General features: G+C 61.5%; 14 protein-coding genes. 7 read left to right on the forward strand and 7 right to left on the reverse strand.

Annotated features, from left to right (window positions below):
* Positions 1–13 precede the first annotated feature (13 nt).
* Genes ACSSU5_RS25920 through ACSSU5_RS25930 form a run of 3 tightly spaced genes read left to right on the forward strand, consistent with a single transcriptional unit; the run spans position 14 to position 2,537 of the window.
* Positions 14–1,003: a YVTN family beta-propeller repeat protein gene (locus tag ACSSU5_RS25920; protein ID WP_264312969.1), complete on the forward strand. Its 990-nt coding sequence runs from the start codon at positions 14–16 to the stop codon at positions 1,001–1,003.
* Positions 1,000–1,746: an ABC transporter ATP-binding protein gene (locus tag ACSSU5_RS25925; RefSeq protein WP_264312968.1), complete on the forward strand. Its 747-nt coding sequence runs from the start codon at positions 1,000–1,002 to the stop codon at positions 1,744–1,746. Before ACSSU5_RS25920 ends, ACSSU5_RS25925 begins: the two co-directional genes overlap by 4 nt.
* Entirely contained in the window at positions 1,746–2,537 is a 792-nt protein-coding gene (locus ACSSU5_RS25930; RefSeq protein WP_264312967.1) for an ABC transporter permease, read from the forward strand. Before ACSSU5_RS25925 ends, ACSSU5_RS25930 begins: the two co-directional genes overlap by 1 nt.
* 114 nt (positions 2,538–2,651) lie before the next feature.
* Here the strand turns inward: ACSSU5_RS25930 and ACSSU5_RS25935 are convergent, their stop codons facing one another.
* Positions 2,652–3,587 (reverse strand): IS110 family transposase, encoded by a 936-nt coding sequence (locus tag ACSSU5_RS25935; protein ID WP_492559267.1) that lies wholly within the window; start codon positions 3,585–3,587, stop codon positions 2,652–2,654.
* Positions 3,588–4,715: 1,128 nt separating this feature from the next.
* Here ACSSU5_RS25935 and ACSSU5_RS25940 point away from each other — a divergent pair.
* Positions 4,716–5,276, forward strand: coding sequence for a PQQ-dependent catabolism-associated CXXCW motif protein (locus ACSSU5_RS25940; protein WP_264312966.1), 561 nt, complete (start codon positions 4,716–4,718; stop codon positions 5,274–5,276).
* A gap of 57 nt (positions 5,277–5,333) precedes the next feature.
* Positions 5,334–5,999: a response regulator gene (locus tag ACSSU5_RS25945; RefSeq protein ID WP_264312965.1), complete on the forward strand. Its 666-nt coding sequence runs from the start codon at positions 5,334–5,336 to the stop codon at positions 5,997–5,999.
* Here the strand turns inward: ACSSU5_RS25945 and ACSSU5_RS25950 are convergent.
* The 3 genes from ACSSU5_RS25950 to ACSSU5_RS25960 all read right to left on the reverse strand — a co-directional run bounded on the left by ACSSU5_RS25950 (position 5,996) and on the right by ACSSU5_RS25960 (position 10,924).
* The gene (locus ACSSU5_RS25950) at positions 5,996–8,299 is read right to left on the reverse strand and encodes a hybrid sensor histidine kinase/response regulator (protein WP_492560241.1); all 2,304 of its coding nucleotides are present in this window, start codon (positions 8,297–8,299) and stop codon (positions 5,996–5,998) included. The two genes, ACSSU5_RS25945 and ACSSU5_RS25950, sit on opposite strands and share 4 nt — an antisense overlap.
* Positions 8,229–9,392 (reverse strand): nitric oxide-sensing protein NosP, encoded by a 1,164-nt coding sequence (gene nosP / locus ACSSU5_RS25955; protein ID WP_492560242.1) that lies wholly within the window; start codon positions 9,390–9,392, stop codon positions 8,229–8,231. Before nosP ends, ACSSU5_RS25950 begins: the two co-directional genes overlap by 71 nt.
* A gap of 347 nt (positions 9,393–9,739) precedes the next feature.
* Positions 9,740–10,924, reverse strand: a complete 1,185-nt coding sequence (locus ACSSU5_RS25960; RefSeq protein WP_264312962.1) for a porin — start codon at positions 10,922–10,924, stop codon at positions 9,740–9,742.
* 238 nt (positions 10,925–11,162) lie between these two features.
* Here ACSSU5_RS25960 and ACSSU5_RS25965 point away from each other — a divergent pair, with 238 nt between their 5' ends.
* Positions 11,163–11,654 (forward strand): DUF1543 domain-containing protein, encoded by a 492-nt coding sequence (locus ACSSU5_RS25965; RefSeq protein WP_492560243.1) that lies wholly within the window; start codon positions 11,163–11,165, stop codon positions 11,652–11,654.
* 152 nt (positions 11,655–11,806) lie between these two features.
* On the opposite strand, the gene ACSSU5_RS25970 is transcribed toward ACSSU5_RS25965, so the two are convergent.
* Positions 11,807–13,438, reverse strand: a complete 1,632-nt coding sequence (locus tag ACSSU5_RS25970; protein ID WP_492560244.1) for a mechanosensitive ion channel family protein — start codon at positions 13,436–13,438, stop codon at positions 11,807–11,809.
* 126 nt (positions 13,439–13,564) lie between these two features.
* Positions 13,565–13,798 (reverse strand): hypothetical protein, encoded by a 234-nt coding sequence (locus ACSSU5_RS25975; RefSeq protein WP_264313914.1) that lies wholly within the window; start codon positions 13,796–13,798, stop codon positions 13,565–13,567.
* Between the two features lie 225 nt (positions 13,799–14,023).
* Here ACSSU5_RS25975 and ACSSU5_RS25980 point away from each other — a divergent pair, with 225 nt between their 5' ends.
* Positions 14,024–14,329 (forward strand): hypothetical protein, encoded by a 306-nt coding sequence (locus ACSSU5_RS25980; protein WP_492560245.1) that lies wholly within the window; start codon positions 14,024–14,026, stop codon positions 14,327–14,329.
* Positions 14,330–14,369: 40 nt separating this feature from the next.
* Here the strand turns inward: ACSSU5_RS25980 and ACSSU5_RS25985 are convergent, their stop codons facing one another.
* Entirely contained in the window at positions 14,370–15,920 is a 1,551-nt protein-coding gene (locus ACSSU5_RS25985; RefSeq protein ID WP_264312958.1) for a sensor histidine kinase, read from the reverse strand.
* Between the last annotated feature and the right edge of the window lie 11 nt (positions 15,921–15,931).

Consider the following 15,931-nt stretch of genomic DNA (forward strand, 5'->3'; position numbering starts at 1 on the left):
AAAGGATTCCGCCATGCGTCGCCCCCTTTGCTACCGGCCTGTGCTTTTCCCTACCCTGCTGGCCGCTGCGCTGGCGCTAGCCACCGGGCACGCCAGTGCCGCCACCGCCTGGGTTTCGAACGAGAAAGACAACAGCCTCAGCCTGATCGACATGCAAACCCTGGAAGTCACCGAGACCCTGCCGGTGGGCCAGCGCCCACGCGGCCTGCTGCTGTCCCACGACAACACGCTGCTGTACATCTGCGCCAGTGATTCGGACCGGGTCCAGGTGATGGACGTGGCCACCCGCAAGATCATCAAGGAGCTGCCCTCCGGCAAAGACCCCGAGCAATTCGCCCTGCACCCCAACGACCGCTGGCTGTACGTGTCCAACGAGGACGACGCGCTGGTGACCGTGATCGACACCCAGACTGACAAGGTGCTCGGGCAGATCAACGTCGGCATCGAACCCGAGGGCATGGCGGTGAGCCCCGATGGCAAGTGGGCGGTCAATACCAGCGAAACCACCAACATGCTGCACTGGATCGACACCAGCACCCAGACCCTGGCCGACAGCACCCTGGTGGATCAACGGCCGCGCTTCGTCGAGTTTAACCAGGAGGGTTCGCGGCTCTGGGCCTCGGCGGAAATCGGCGGTACGGTGACTGTTCTCGACGTGGCCACGCGCCAGGTACTGAAAACCCTCAACTTCCAGATCAAGGGGGTGCACCCGGACAAGGTCCAGCCGGTGGGCATCAAGCTCAGCGCCGATGGCCAGTACGCGTTCGTCGCCCTGGGCCCGGCCAACCATGTGGCGGTGATCGATGCCAAGACCTACGAGGTGCTGGACTACCTGCTGGTCGGGCGGCGGGTCTGGCAGCTGGCGTTCACCCCGGACCAAAGCCAGTTGCTGGCCACCAACGGGGTCAGCGGCGATGTCTCGGTAATCGATACGAAAAGCCTCAAGGTGCTCAAGTCGGTGAAGGTTGGCCGCTACCCCTGGGGCGTGGTGGTCACGCCATGAACACCCTCGAGGTCAGTGACGTGAGCTTCGCCTACGGCCAGCGCGAGGCACTCAAGCAAGTGGGCTTCAGCCTGGCACCCGGGCGCTTCGCCGCGTTGCTGGGCCCCAATGGCGCGGGCAAATCGACATTGATTGCCCTGCTCACCCGGCTTTACGACCTGCAGCACGGCGACATCCGCGTGTGCGGCTGCTCGCTGCGCAATGCCGCCCGCCCGGCCTTGCGCCAGCTGGGCGTGGTGTTTCAGCAAAGCACCCTGGACCTGGACCTGAGCGTTGAGCAGAACCTGCGCTACCACGCCTCGCTGCATGGGCTGTCGCGGCGCCAGAGCAGCGTGCGGGTCGAGGCCGAACTTGCCCGCCAAGGCCTCAGCGAGCGTCGCCGCGAGCCCGTCCGCGCGCTGAACATCGGGCATCGGCGCCGGGTGGAAATTGCCCGCGCCCTGCTCCACGAACCGCGCTTGCTGCTGCTCGACGAAGCCAGCGCAGGCCTCGACCCGGCCAGCCGCCTGGCGCTCAATCAACACCTTCGGCACCTGTGCCGCGAGCAGGGGCTCAGTGTGCTGTGGACCACCCACCTGCTGGACGAGGTGCAGCCAAGCGATGATTTGCTGATCCTGCACCAGGGCCGCCTGGTGGCCAGCGGCACCGCCGATGCCCTGAGCCTGGAACACGGTGGCGACCTCGACAACGCCTTTGCCCGCCTGACCCGCGCGCCCGGCCCCACCCCAGGAGTCAATGCCTGATGAACGCCTACTGGCAATGTTTCAACGGCATCCTGCTGCGCGAATGCCTGCGTTTCGTGTTACAGCGCACGCGTTTTCTCAGCGCCCTGGTGCGCCCGCTGCTGTGGTTGCTGGTGTTTGCCGCCGGGTTTCGCGCGGCCCTGGGCATTGCCATCATCGAGCCTTACGACACCTACATCCCCTATGAGGTGTACATCATCCCCGGCCTTGCCTGCATGATCCTGCTGTTCAATGGCATGCAAGGCTCGCTGTCGATGGTCTATGACCGGGAGATGGGCAGCATGCGCGTGCTGCTGACCAGCCCATTGCCGCGGGCTTTCCTGCTCGGCAGCAAGCTGCTGGCGACCTCGTTGATTTCCCTGCTGCAGGTCTATGCCTTTCTCGCCATCGCCTGGCTGTATGGGGTGCAGCCCCCGGCTGCGGGGTTGTTGCTGGCGCTGCCGGCCCTGTTGCTGGTGGCCTTGATGCTCAGCGCCCTGGGGCTGTTGCTGTCGAATGCGATTCGCCAGCTGGAGAACTTTGCCGGGGTGATGAATTTCGTGATCTTCCCACTGTTTTTCCTGTCCTCGGCGCTGTATCCGCTGTGGAAGATGCGCGAGGCCAGCCAGTGGCTGTATTGGCTGTGCGCCCTGAACCCGTTCAGCCACGCCGTGGAACTGGTGCGCTTTGCGCTGTACGAGCGCTTAAACCCGCTGGCGTTGGCGGTCTGCCTGGGCCTGACGGTGCTGTTCACCCTGCTCGCGATACTCACCTTCAACCCCCAGCACGCGGCGCTGCGCAAACCGCGCTGACAGCAATGGTCATTGTGGGAGCAACTGTCTTCTTGTGGAAGCTGGCCTTGCCGGCGATGGGGCGCGTAGCGCCCCAGGCCCGGCTGTGCCGGGCATCGCCAGCAAGGCTTGCTCCTACGAATGAGCTATTTGCTCCTTCCAGGGCGTTCCGGTCTTGAGCATCGCATTTAGCCTCACTATCAATACTCGCATACACGCCACCACCGATACTTTCGCGCACTTCCCTTGGGCTCGCAGTGCTTTGTAGCGCTCGCAGAAGTCCTTGTTGTGCCGTATCACCACCCAGCAGGCCATATAGAGCGCCCGCCTGACTTGTGAGCGCCCCCCCCAGATTGAACGCTTGCCCGACTGCTTGCCGCTGTCCTGGTTGAACGGCGCAACACCGACCAAGGCGGCAATTTCCTTCTTATCCACCTGGCCCAGCTCTGGCAGCAAGGCCATCAGCTTTCCGGCAGTAATCAGACCAATTCCTTTGACTTGAGTGAGCTGTTTAACCCGGTCATCAGGCAAAGCTGCTGCCTGCTGTGCGATCTCTTGTTCCAGCGCTCGAATTTCACCCTTCAGATAGGCGATGTGTTGTTCCAACCGCAAACAAACACTGGGAGCCCGCGCCTGCTTCAGGCGCCGCTTGTCATCGTCGCGCTGTTGGACGAAGCGATCCCGCTGCATAAGCAGTTCGCGCAGCAAGGCCCGCTCGGGTGTCATCACCTGGCAAGGCCGTGGGGGCATAACTTCAGCCAGGTGAGCCAAAACCGCTGCGTCAATGGGATCGGTCTTGGCGCGTTTACCCATCGACTTGGCAAAGTCCCGGGCACGACTGGGATTGATCCGGCAAACCGGAAAATCGGCATCCTGCAGCGCTTTGAGGACATTGCACTCGTAGCCACCGGTAGCTTCGAGCAAGACCATTGAAACTGCATGCCCGCCAAGCTTTTCGACGAGCAGTTGGAATCCCTTCAAGTCATTGGAAACACTGAAGTTCACCCCCTCAGGGCGGATGTGAACAGCAAGTGTGGCACTGGAAACATCGATGCCGACAGAGGAAGACATGGCCAAACCCTCTTAAACTCAAGGAGTGAGAGCGCTTTGGCTTGGCCCACGCTTGTGATTCGAGATTACGCCCCTCATCCAACTGTTCGGGCTCTCGCCAAAGTGGAACGGTGAATGGCAGCTTTTGCTCCCACACGTGCTCTGGGCACCTCGGGCTATCAGCTTGCCATTCACCGCTCTCACTTCAGATTCTATTCCCTCTCCAAGACACAAGCGGGCTTGCCCCGCGAATGAGGCCACGCGGAGCATGGCACCGGCTGCGCCGGTGTTCGCGGGGCAAGCCCGCTCCCACAGAGTTGCTGCTAACTCAATGGGTTAAGTTGTGTTCTATGGGAGATTGCCTAGCCTCTTGGGGATGCGCTGTCACGCAGAGAACAGTGGTCATTGTGGGAGCGGGCTTGCCCCGCGAATGAGACCACGCGGAGCATGGCACCGGCTGCGCCGGTGTTCGCGGGGCAAGCCCGCTCCCACAGAGTTGCTGCTAACTCAATGGGTTAAGTTGTGTTCTATGGGAGATTGCCTAGCCTCTTGGGGATGCGCTGTCACGCAGAGAACAGTGGTCATTGTGGGAGCGGGCTTGCCCCGCGAATGAGGCCACGCGGTGCATGGCACCGGCTTCGCCGGTGTTCGCGGGGCAAGCCCGCTCCCACAGAGTTGCTGCTAACTCAATGGGTTAAGTTGTGTTCTATGGGAGATTGCCTAGCCTCTTGGGGATGCGCTGTCACGCAGAGAACAGTGGTCATTGTGGGAGCGGGCTTGCCCCGCGAATGAGACCACGCGGTGCATGGCACCGGCTGCGCCGGTGTTCGCGGGGCAAGCCCGCTCCCACAGAGTTGCTGCTAACTCAATGGGTTAAGTTGTGTTCTATGGGAGATTGCCTAGCCTCTTGGGGATGCGCTGTCACGCAGAGAACAGTGGTCATTGTGGGAGCGGGCTTGCCCCGCGAATGAGGCCACGCGGAGCATGGCACCGGCTTCGCCGGTGTTCGCGGGGCAAGCCCGCTCCCACAGGGTGCTCTTCAAGCGCTTGGCCACCTACTACTTTAGTACTGGCTTTAGTGTCTATCGTCGCATTCACAAAGCACCACCGCTGGCATGTAATGGGCCTATAACAAAAAGGATAAACCCCATGCCTCGTGCCCTGCCCAGGCTGCCACGTCCTTTGCTGGCAGCCCTTTCGCTGAGTCTGTTGGTGGGCGTCGCCCAGGCCGACACCACGGCGCTGTTTACCGCCGAGGGCTATCGCGCCACCCTCTATCGCAGCCCGACACCGCACCAGGTCGATGGCGCCCAGGTTATCGACACCACCACGTTGCAGCGCCTGTTGGGCCAACAGCCGAGGCCGGTGCTCATCGACGTCTATCGCCGGCAATGGCTGCAAGGCCGCTTCATCGAAGACCAACTCCATGCCAACCTCCCCGGCAGCCACTGGCTGGCCAACACTGGCGACGGCGAACTGAGCCCGGCCTGGCAAGACTACTTCGTGCGCAACCTGCAAAAAGCCACCGCCGGCCGCTTGGAGCAACCGCTGGTCTTTTACTGCCGCTCCGATTGCTGGTTAAGCTGGAACGCGGTAAAACGCGCAGCAACCCTGGGCTATAAGCATCTCTATTGGTACCGCGACGGCCTGGACGCCTGGGAAGCCGCCAACCTGCCGCTGCAGCCCGCACAACCCGAACCCTTCCCTTGAACTCACCGCCTGCAAACGCATGCCCGCCCCATCCAATAACAACGAGGTGAAAAGGCCATGTACAAAATTCTGATTGCCGACGATCACCCTCTGTTTCGCGAAGCCATCCATAACGTCATCAGTGATGGCTTCCAAGGCAGCGAAGTCATGGAGACTGCCGACCTGGACAGTGCCCTGGCGCTCACCTTGGAGCATGACGACCTCGACCTGATCCTGCTCGACCTGAACATGCCTGGCATGCATGGCCTCAACGGCCTGATCACCCTGCGCAACGAGGCACCGACCACCCCGGTGGTGATCGTCTCGGCCGAGCAGGAAAAGCAGATCGTGCTGCAGGCCATCACCTATGGCGCCGTGGGGTTCATTACCAAGTCTTCGCCGCGCTCGCAGATGATCGAAGCGATCGAGCAGATCCTCACCGGCAATGTCTACCTGCCACCCGACATCATTCGCGCCAACAAGAGCAGCACCAGCCGGCGTCAGAGCGATACCCCAAGCTTCCCACCCGAGATGCTCCAAGCCCTGACCCGCAAACAACTGCTGGTGCTCGAACGCATGACCAAGGGCGAGTCAAACAAGCAGATCGCCTACACCCTGGATATCGCCGAAACCACGGTCAAGGCCCACGTCTCAGCGATCCTACGCAAACTCAACGTGCATAACCGGGTGCAGGCGATCCTCAGTGCCGGCGATATCGATTTCGGCGATTACCTGCGCCGCTAGAGAGGCTGTGGGGTGCAGTTGGCCAGCAGATGGCTCATCGCAGTCTTGAGCTTCATCGGCCGCACCGGTTTGTGCATCAGGGTGTGGCCGCGCTCGCGGATCTGTTGCTTGAGTTCGTTGCTGTAGTTGGCGGTGATCATCATCGCCGGTATCGGCAACGCGCGGCGGGCATTGATCCGCGCCACGGCATCGACGCCGTTGCAGTCGTTGTCCAGGTGGTAGTCGGCGATCAGCAGGTCGGCTTCGGCATGGAAGTTGTCCACCTGGCGCGCCAGGTCCTGCTCCGACAGCGCGGTGACCACCCGGCACCCCCACCCCTCCAGCAGGGTGCGCATGCCGGCACAGATCGCCGCATCGTTATCCAGCACCCAGACCCGCGCCCCACGCAGGCGTTCGAGCATCGGCTCGCTGATTGCCAGGCTGGGTTGAGCCTTGGGCGCGGTGGCACTCAGCGGCACTTCGACAGCAAACACCGAGCCTTTGCCAAGCCATGAGCGCACTCGAATCCGGTGGCCGAGGATGCCCGCGATCTTTTCCACGATGGCCAGGCCCAGGCCCAGGCCACGGTCCTGGTCCGGGCGCTGTACATCGCCCCGCTTGAACTCCTGGAACATTTCTTCGAGGCGATCTTCGGCGATGCCGATCCCGCTGTCCCAGACTTCGATCCACAGGCCCCGGCGCTGGCGCCGACAGCCCAGTACGACGCGGCCGCTGCGGGTGTAGCGAATGGCATTGCTAAGCAGGTTGCGCAGGATACGCGCCAACAGCTGGATGTCACTGTGCACCAAGGCCGAACAGCCCACGAAGTGCAGTTCAAGCCCTTCGCTGCGGGCCACCTGGGCGTATTCGGCGGCGAGGTTGTCGATCAGTTCGCTGAGGGCGAAGGGGGCGATATCGGCCTTGATCACCCCGGCATCGAGCTTGGAAATATCCACCAGGGTGCCTAACAGGTTTTCCACGTCTTCCAGGGAGTTGCTGACATTGCGCACCAGCTGAGCACTGTGTTGCGGCTCACGCCGTTCAAGCAGTGCGCTGGTGAACAGCCGCGCGGCGTTCAAGGGTTGCAGCAGGTCATGGCTGACTGCGGCAAGGAACTTGGTTTTCGACAGGTTGGCCTGCTCGGCCTCGCGCTTGGCCTCGCGCAAGCGCGATTCGGCGCGGCTGCGCTCATCGATCTCGCGCAGCAACTGGTCGTTGAGGCTGGTCAGCTCGGCGGTGCGCTCGCGCACCCGTTGCTCCAGGTTCTGATAAGCCTGGTGCAGCGCCTCGGCGCTTTTGCGGCGCTCGGTAATGTCGCGGATCAACACGAAGATCCCCACCACTTCGCCATTGGCCAGCCGGTTAGGCACGTAGGAGCGCAGCATGTAGCGCTCCTGGCCGTTGATGTTGTTTTCGGCAAATTCGAATGTCACGCTCTCCCCCGCCAGCGCCCGCGCCACGTAGGCCTCCAGGCGCTGGTAATGCGGCTCGCTGTGGGCCTCGCGCAGGCTCTGGCCAAGCATCACGCCGGGGGGCCAGCAGTACCATTCTTCATAGACCTTGTTGGTGAATTCGTAGACCAGGTCGGCATTGAGGTAGGCGATCAACGCCGGAACATGGTCGGTGATCAGCCGAATCAGTTGCGACTTCTGCGCCACCGCCTGTTCGCGGCGCAAGGTCTCGCTGAGCTTGACCTCGGTGATGTCGGTGAACAGGATCACCCGCCCGCCTTCGCAGGTAGGCCGTTCGCTGACTTGCAGCCAGCGCCCGTTCTGCAGGCGGTACAGCAGGTGCTCATCGGCGTGCCCGCGCGGCTCTTCGGTGAATAGCCCACTGGCGGTCATCAACTGCCTCACTTCGGCCAGGCGCATGCCGGCGATGATCCGCACCCGGCTGTTGGCCCAGAACGCCTTGAAGCGGCTGTTGCACAGCACGATTCGCTGGTTCTGATCGAACAAAACGAAGGCATCGGAGATGCTTTCGATGGCGTCGATCAAGTGCTGGTGGGCCGTCTCGGCCCGCAGCCGGGCTTCGCTGAGCAAATGGTTACCGGCCTTGAGCTCGGCCATGGCCTGGTTCAGGGCATCGGTACGCTCGCGGACTTGTTCGGCCAGTACCACCGAATGCTGAAACGCCGCGTACGGGTCGTTGCCCCGCGTCACGCCCGACTCGACGCGTTCGATCAGCGCGCCGTTGATGCGCTGCAGCTTGTAGTTTTCGTGCTGCAGCCGGGCGACCTCGGCCTGCAGTTCAGCGGCTGACCGGTGGTCGGTTGCGGGCAATGGCGACCCCGGTGAAGGTCTGGTTGATGTGCATGCCATTGAACTGTTCTCCATAGGTGTTGAAGCCCATGACCCGCTGCTCGCGCAAGAACGCGCCGACCTGCTCCAGGCCGTCGTGGTCTTCCAGCTCCAGGCGCCGCAGGAAACAGTCGCAGCCAATGGTCAGCAGCAGTGGGCCCAGGCGCTGGTGCAGCCCGTCGAACAGGGTGTGCAGGTTCGGCAACAGCGGGCCCGGTGTCATGGCTGTGAGCACGATGCCGTTTTCCACCGCGCAGTAGAAACTCAGGCTCAGGTCCGGGTGCACTTGCTGGATTGCCCGGACGTAATACTGATCGTGGATCCGCACCGCCAGCGGATGGGCCGCGAAAACCCGGTGATCGAGCTCGGCAACCGGCACGCCGATGTGTCGGGCGTACTCCTCGGCAGCCGGTTCTGCATTGAGCTCGAAGACGCGGCGCTGGGCGCTGTCGGCGCCGGTCACCACCAGCTTTTCCTCCCGCGGCAGGATGTGGTGCGTGGTGAACACTTCGAAATCGAGCCAGGTATTGACCAATACCACCACCGCCGCGCCACTGTGGAACGCACCGCCGAAGTACACGTGGGTGCGGGTCAGGTAATTGTCGTCGCCGGCCGAGCCGCCAAAATGCGGAATGTCCCCCAGTGCCGCGCTCAGGGCGGTGAGGACCATCTCCTCGCGGCTGGACAAGCCATCGAGCAGGGTCAGGGCAAAGCTGTGGCCCTTGATGGGCGTCAGGGTATTGCTGCGACAGGTACCGACCAGCCGTTCGACCATCTGCTGGGCGTCGATCAGGCTGAAGTGCTCCATTTCATCAATCAGTTCGGTGGCGATGGAAAAGTGCCGGTGATCGAACCCCACCGCCGTTACGCAATTGCGGCCGTAGCCCAGCGGGGTGATTTCGCCGGCACTGGTGCAGCCCACCAGGCGAATGCCACCGAAACCCTGTTCCAGGGCCTCGGCCAGCGCACGCAGGTCATATTCGGCAGAGCAGAAAAACAACACGAAACCCAGGTGCGGGTGCAGCAACTGCCGCGCCAAATCCTGGGCCGCCAGGCGCGCATCGGTTGCCTGGGACATGGCGCTGACCACCCCGTCGTTCTGGGCCTGCTGCATCGTGGTCTCCGGCGCGGGTTGTCTGAGTGCTGAGTGTACGAAGGCTGCCCTGGAGGGCGAATGCTACTTGGGTAGCGGGTAGGCGGTTCCATGGGAGTAAGGGTGTGCACGTGGAATTGCTGGGGTGCGGGCCTGCTCCGCCAATGGGGCTGCGCGGTGCATGGCACCGGCTTCGCCGGTGTTCGCGGGGCAAGCCCGCTCCCACAGGTAATGCATCATTTTTTAGAAATTGAGCAAGACAGTTGCTTGCGCATGGACCGACATACCAGGCTTGCGCGGGCATTGTGGGTGCGGCCTTGCCGGGGCGCCGGACCGGCCGGAAAGGGCCGCGCAGCGGCCCCAGCGGTTTACCAGGTCAGCACCGCCCCCAATGCAAGGGTATCGGTGTCCTCGTTCTGATCACCGGTGTCATGCCCGTCAATCGAAAACTGGTTGTACTCAGCCACCAGCGTAAGGTTGGCATTAACGTCATGGAACAGCGCCACACCGCGAGTCTCGTAATCCGCGCCACTGCCTACCACGCCGTTGCCATCGTCCTTGGTCTTGCCATACGACAACGCCAGGCGGTTCTTGCCGACCTTGTACGAGCCCTGCAGCAAGTAACCGTCGCTGTCGACATTACGCAGGGTCGGCTCGCCGGCGTTGTTGGTGAAGAACGGGTTGATGCCCTTGGCCTGGAAACCGGAGCCGGTGAGCGAAAGCCCGCCCATCTTCGCCTGCACGCCGTAGCCGACCCCTTTGGAGGTGATCGACTTGACCGTCGAGTCGGTGTTGTCAGAGGTCTGGTAGCTGCCATTGAGCCAGCTGTAGATCTTGGCCCCGGCCAGGTCGAACTGGTAGGTGATCTCGCTCTCGGTGCGGGGGTTTTCCTGATAGGCCTTGCCGGTCGGGCTACTGTCGTTGGTGTCCACCGGGTCCATGATGCCGACCGCTACCCGCAAGCCGTCCATCACCGGCGTGCGGTAGGTGATCTGCGACGTGGGGAACGGGTACGGATAACCGCTGCCGATGTTGCCGAACGACACCCCGCCGCCGTCCACCAAGCCCAGGCTGTCACTGACCTGGCCGTAACCTGCCAGCAGCTCGTCGAGCAGGATGTTGGAACGCGCGAACAACCCGAAGTCCTTGCCGATCAGCACCTCGCCCCACTCGGGGTTGGCCACGGTGCCGTAGAACTGACGCACATCGATGGCGGTGTCGGTGCCGTTGGTTTCGCTGTCGTTGATGGTGACCCAGAACGAGGCACGCGCCCCCAGCTTCAGGTCATCCACCTGTTTGCCCATGTTGAAGCCCAGGTAGTTGGGCAAAAACCCCATCTTGACCCGCGACTGGCGGCGGTCGAACTGGTCGCCCGCCCGGTCGACATCACTGTTGACGTAAAAGGCGTTGATGTAACCGTCGGTGGAAAACGTCGTCTGGTCCTTGTCGTACAGCATGATCTCGGCCTCGGCGACGCCGCTCAGGCCCAGGGTCGAAAGGCTGGCGATGACAGCCGTCAGGATACGAGGCGAAAGTTTCTTATTGTTGTGCATGACGCGCTCCAAAACGTGGGCTCGGTGTTGGAGGCGATTATCAGAAGCGGGCATAGCGCCAGGTACGCTGCCTTGGAGGGGGTTGCAAGCTGCTTTGGGCGTGCGCATGGGGCGCGATGATTAAGGCCCGAGACCGGCTTAGGCCAGGAGGCAACACCAAGGGTGTACGCCTCATGAACAGCGAAGGACCCAATGTGTCATCATCGCCATGACACTTTTCGAGAATGCAGGATCAACCATGCTCTACGTCGTCATGCTCGGCGGACGCCACCCCCGCGCCAGCATCGAAGTCCACGATGTGCTATTTGCCCAGGCCGACTCGCTGGAGCAAACCTTCCCCCTGCTGCGTAATGCCTGGTTCGGCAGCCCGAAAGGGCTGCACATCGATTCCTGGCTGGAAGTGCATGGGGTGGATGGCTATCGCATCGAATTCAGCCAGGCTGCGCCACAGCCAGGGGCCCTGCGCCTGTTCTTCCTGAACCTGGGGGGTTATGAGCAACAGGTCTTTGGCGAAGCGCATCGTTACCTGCTGGTGGCCGCCACCGACAAAGCCGCAGCCAAGAGCCTGGGTAAGGAGCGTATGGCAGCGGGTTGGTTGAAACCCCATACCGACGCGGTGCTCGATGTTGACGATTGCTTACCGATTGATCTGCTGGAGGGGCGCTATGTGCACCTGGTTGAAGGTGAGCATCGAGGTATTGTGCAACGCAGTGATTACATCTTGATTTGAGTGAGGCGCTTGCAGTCCCCATCCTTCAGGCCGTTATCATTTTCAATATAAACAGCCAAATTGTTATCAAATTCGCACCCCTATTAGCGTTTTCACGCCCCCTGGATTATTGTTTTCGCGTGCTACCCCTCTTTGGTTAGCATTTTTTAACTCTAGTTAGGGGGTTCGCCATCCCCGTCCGGCCTGCGCGCCGGTGCCGTGAACCACTTCTCGCGCGGCACCCACTTCTCCTGCTCCGGGTCGCCCAGGTAGTGCGGCGACATGATCTGCACGCCGTGCTCATTGAACACATCCTGGATGTTGGCATGCAGCAGACTCAGCAACTCCGCCCGCGGCCGAGGTGCGCTTGGCACGGCCTGGGCCACCAGGCGGTATTCAGGGTAGAAGTCCGACAGCCCGGTCTGAAACACCTGCGGCCTGGGCGTGTCGAGGATGCCCTCGGTGCGCTCGGCAGCCGCCACCAGCATCGCCTCCACCTGTCGCCAGGGCGTGTCATAACCGATGGTCACCACGGTATCGACGATGTAACCCTGGCCCTGCACTGCGCGGGAATAGTTGCGCGTCACGGAGCCGGTGATCATCGAGTTGGGCAAGGTCAACACCTCGCCCAATCCGGTGCGGATCGTGGTGTTGAACATGCCGACTTCGGTCACCGTGCCCTCGTTGTCGCCGACCCGCACGTACTCGCCGGCCTTCAACGTGCGCGAGTAGGTCAGGATAAGCCCTGCCGCCGCCTGCCCCACAACGCTGGTTGCGCCCAGGGAAATCATCAGCCCGAGCAGCACCGACAGGCCTTTGAAGGCATCGGTGCCCGACCCCGGCAGGTACGGGTAGGCCATGACCAGGGCAAACAGCCAGATCGCCAGCGAGGTCAGGCGCATGGTCGGCCGCAGCGTCTCTTCGGTCAGCCACTTGAGCGTGCCGGGGCGCGCCATGCGCTCCAGCACGCGGCGGCTAAAGCCACTGATGCCGCGGGCGATGAAGAAGATCATGATGGCCACGGCAATCCCGGGGATGGCGTGCAAAATGCCATCAAGCAGGTACCGCAGCAGGTTGAGCAGGTGCACGTTGAGGCTTTCGCCCCACGGCCGGGTGTAGGGGAACTGTGACAGCACAAAGCTCAGCCACTGGTAGCTCAGCAGCACAACCACCGCCAAGTACAGCAAGCGCAGCAGGCTGTCGATCAGCCGGTACACGTACTGCATGTCGAACAGCGGCATCTGCCCGACGCGAATCTGCCGGGCACGTTCGCGCATCAACTGGGGCAGCCGCCCACGCAGTCTGTGCCGGGCCCGGTTGGCGCCCTTGAGCAGTGCCAGGTATATCAGCGTGGCCAAGGCCGACAAGCCCAAGGCCTTGAGCAGAAAATGCAGGTTGCGCGCCTCGCCAGACTCCTCGACCACCTGGCGCAGCACCGCCGCAGCCTGCTCGGCCGCTTCGCGGGTGTCGGCGCCGCTGATCTCAAGGTCCTGGGGCGCGACGATAAACGCTCGCCGCCCACCCAGCAGCACCAGGTGGCTGCTGAGGATCGGGTCGACGCTGACGTGCAACTCATCAGTGCCGCGCAGCGCCTCTTCGATCACGGCCGCTGCCCGCTGCGCCCGTGCAGCCGGCGTCTCCCCAAGCAACGTGGCGTGGAAGGTGAAAATGCTGCGGTTGGCGATCGTCAGCTCGGCCGGTTCGGCCGGTATGCCTTCGGTGGCGATGGTGGCGGCGTCATTGCCCTGCCCCGCCAAAGGCACCAGGGCCAACAACACCAGCAACACACGAAACAGGTGATTCATCGCTCACTCCCTGGCCTTCGGACGGACGGCATCCCTGTAGTGATAGCACAGCTGTCACTGACCGCCTCTTGCCCCTACGAAAGCAGGCTCGTCACCTAAACCACCGCTATTGCTGCAGTGCCTGGCTCATGCATTGCCGACGAAGTTCGCTTCGTTATTGTCCTGAAAATCATTACGGCACGCACATTCAAACTCGGCTTCGGCGCGTGTCGAATAACTCAGGCAGAGGCGCATTTTCTCTTGCGTATCGTAAAGGTCGTAGCCCTCCCCCAAGGCGCTGGGAAATCCAATGCGCCGAGGAAAGACCTCTTTATGGCGCGGTACCGCAGGAACCACAACAAAGCGCCTGTACATGATCATCCCTCTTCCGCCAGTGCTTTAGTATTAGTCTGTATATAGGAAAGACTCAAGGCGGCTCATGCAAAGAGTGTGGTCTACGATCGGGGTTATTGGAGTCGCAAATACCGGGCCGCCATTTGTTCAGGCGTTTTGTCAGAATCCCCGACAATAGATGCACCCCGTGAGAGTGCTCCACAGTCACAACTGAACACAGACCTTCCTGTGTGTGACCAGAGGTATGCAGTCATGGCGAACAATCAAGACTGGGGCGCAAACCAAGGCGGCAACGCCAATACCGGTGCCGGCGATGCAGGCCAAAAAGGCGGCCAGGGCGCAGGAGGTGACATGCTCGACAAACAAAAAGGCACCCAGCAACCCGGTCAAAAACCTGAAGACAAGATGAACAAGGATTGGGAACGCTCAACGGACACAGGGCGCCAGGGTGGCCAGCCTGGTGCGGATCAAGCCGACCGGCAAGGCCCTGCCGACACGGGCCGCATGGGTGGCCAAGCTGACCAAGGTGACACTCAGCACAAGGATGACGATCGCTGATGCCAGTGGCCCCGGGGTGGCATTACCGCCCTGGGGCTCACTACAGTTTGAAGCGTACGTGAATCGTGCTTTTTTCTTGCGTGCGATCAACCGTAATCGCCAGGCTGCCGTAGCCCGAATAGCTTTTAACCAAGCGCATGCCGAGGCCGGTGCCAGTGGGTTTTGGGTACGACTCCGGGAACCCGTCGCCCTCATCCGTTACCGTGATCAGTGCATGATCCCCCTGCCCCCTCACGCTAACCTCCACCGTACCTTTGCCATATTTGAGCGAGTTGGTGATCAGTTCGGAAATCACCAGCCCCAGCGGCGCCATTCTTTCCGGTGGCATCGTGAATGCGTCAGCATCGAGGAGGATTTTGCGCTCAGCCAATGCTTTGCCCAGATCACCCAGCAACGCTTCAAGATAATCCGCTGCACTCACCGCTTGAGTTTCAGCATTCTGATAAAGACGCTCATGCACGCTCGCAATGGTCAACACTCGAGTTGCAGCCGTCTGCAGTTGAAGCTTTACCGCTTCATCCAGGGCCATATTGGCCTGCAGCAACAACAAGGTATTTACCAGGTGCAGGCTATTCTTGACCCGATGATGAATTTCTTCCAGATAAAGATCACTTTTACTCAACTTTATGTTTTGCGCGTCGATCAATGACAACAATTGTGCTTCGTGATGGCGTCGTTCGGTGATGTCACGCGACACGGCAATGATCTTTTCAAACTCGCCTTGCTCGCCAAATATTGGCGCCACCGTCACATCCCACCACTTAGGCTCTTGGTGCAATGTCGGGCAGAATGCCTCGAACCTTGCTGATTCACCTTCAGTCACTTTTCTGATCGCATCCAGCACCACGTCTCTGGATTCGTCAGGCCAGAGCTGCGACCACGCCACCCCACGCACCTGCGTGAGGTCGCCAATGTGCATCAGGCACATGCCGGCATCGTTCATGAATTCGATGTCGCCACGCGCGGAGAGGATTTTCACGCAATCGGGGCTGGCGTTGAGCACGCTCTCGGAGTATGGGTCGGATGACTGCATATCCTCGCCAGCAGAGATGCGCTCCACCGCCATGGAGATGACGTTGGAGATGCCCTCCAGAAACACCAGGTCGCTTTCGATGAAGTCTTCCCCGTTGCTGCTGTCAGCTTCGAGTACACCAAAGGGGGCCGATGTCCCTCGGATAGGTACGTTGATCGCTCGCTCGATCCCGTATTTTTTTAGCAACGACGGTGTTCTGAAGCGCTGCTCTTGCCCTAGATGGTTCGACAGCACGGGCCTGTAGGTCGAAATTGCATAGCCTGCAGGGCTGGCCACATCGCCGCCCACGGTGGCGTGCCCGATGTCCGCCTCATCCCAACCCACGCCGTGAGACAGCACAAACTCATCGCTGTCAGCTATCGGCATGAGCACCTTGGCAAATGGGGTGTCCATACCTTTGGCCACTACCGAGCAGGCCTGGGTGAGCAACGCATCCAGGTCAGACGACTTGAGCGACATGACGCCGTACTCGACGACCAGTTCATGCTGGCGATGGAGCCTGGCGTGAGACTTTTGCAACGCGGCGCGAATCGTTTCGTCGGGGGATTGATGCTGCATGGGGACGATTT

The organism is Pseudomonas sp. E1MeOHC2 (assembly GCF_058745025.1).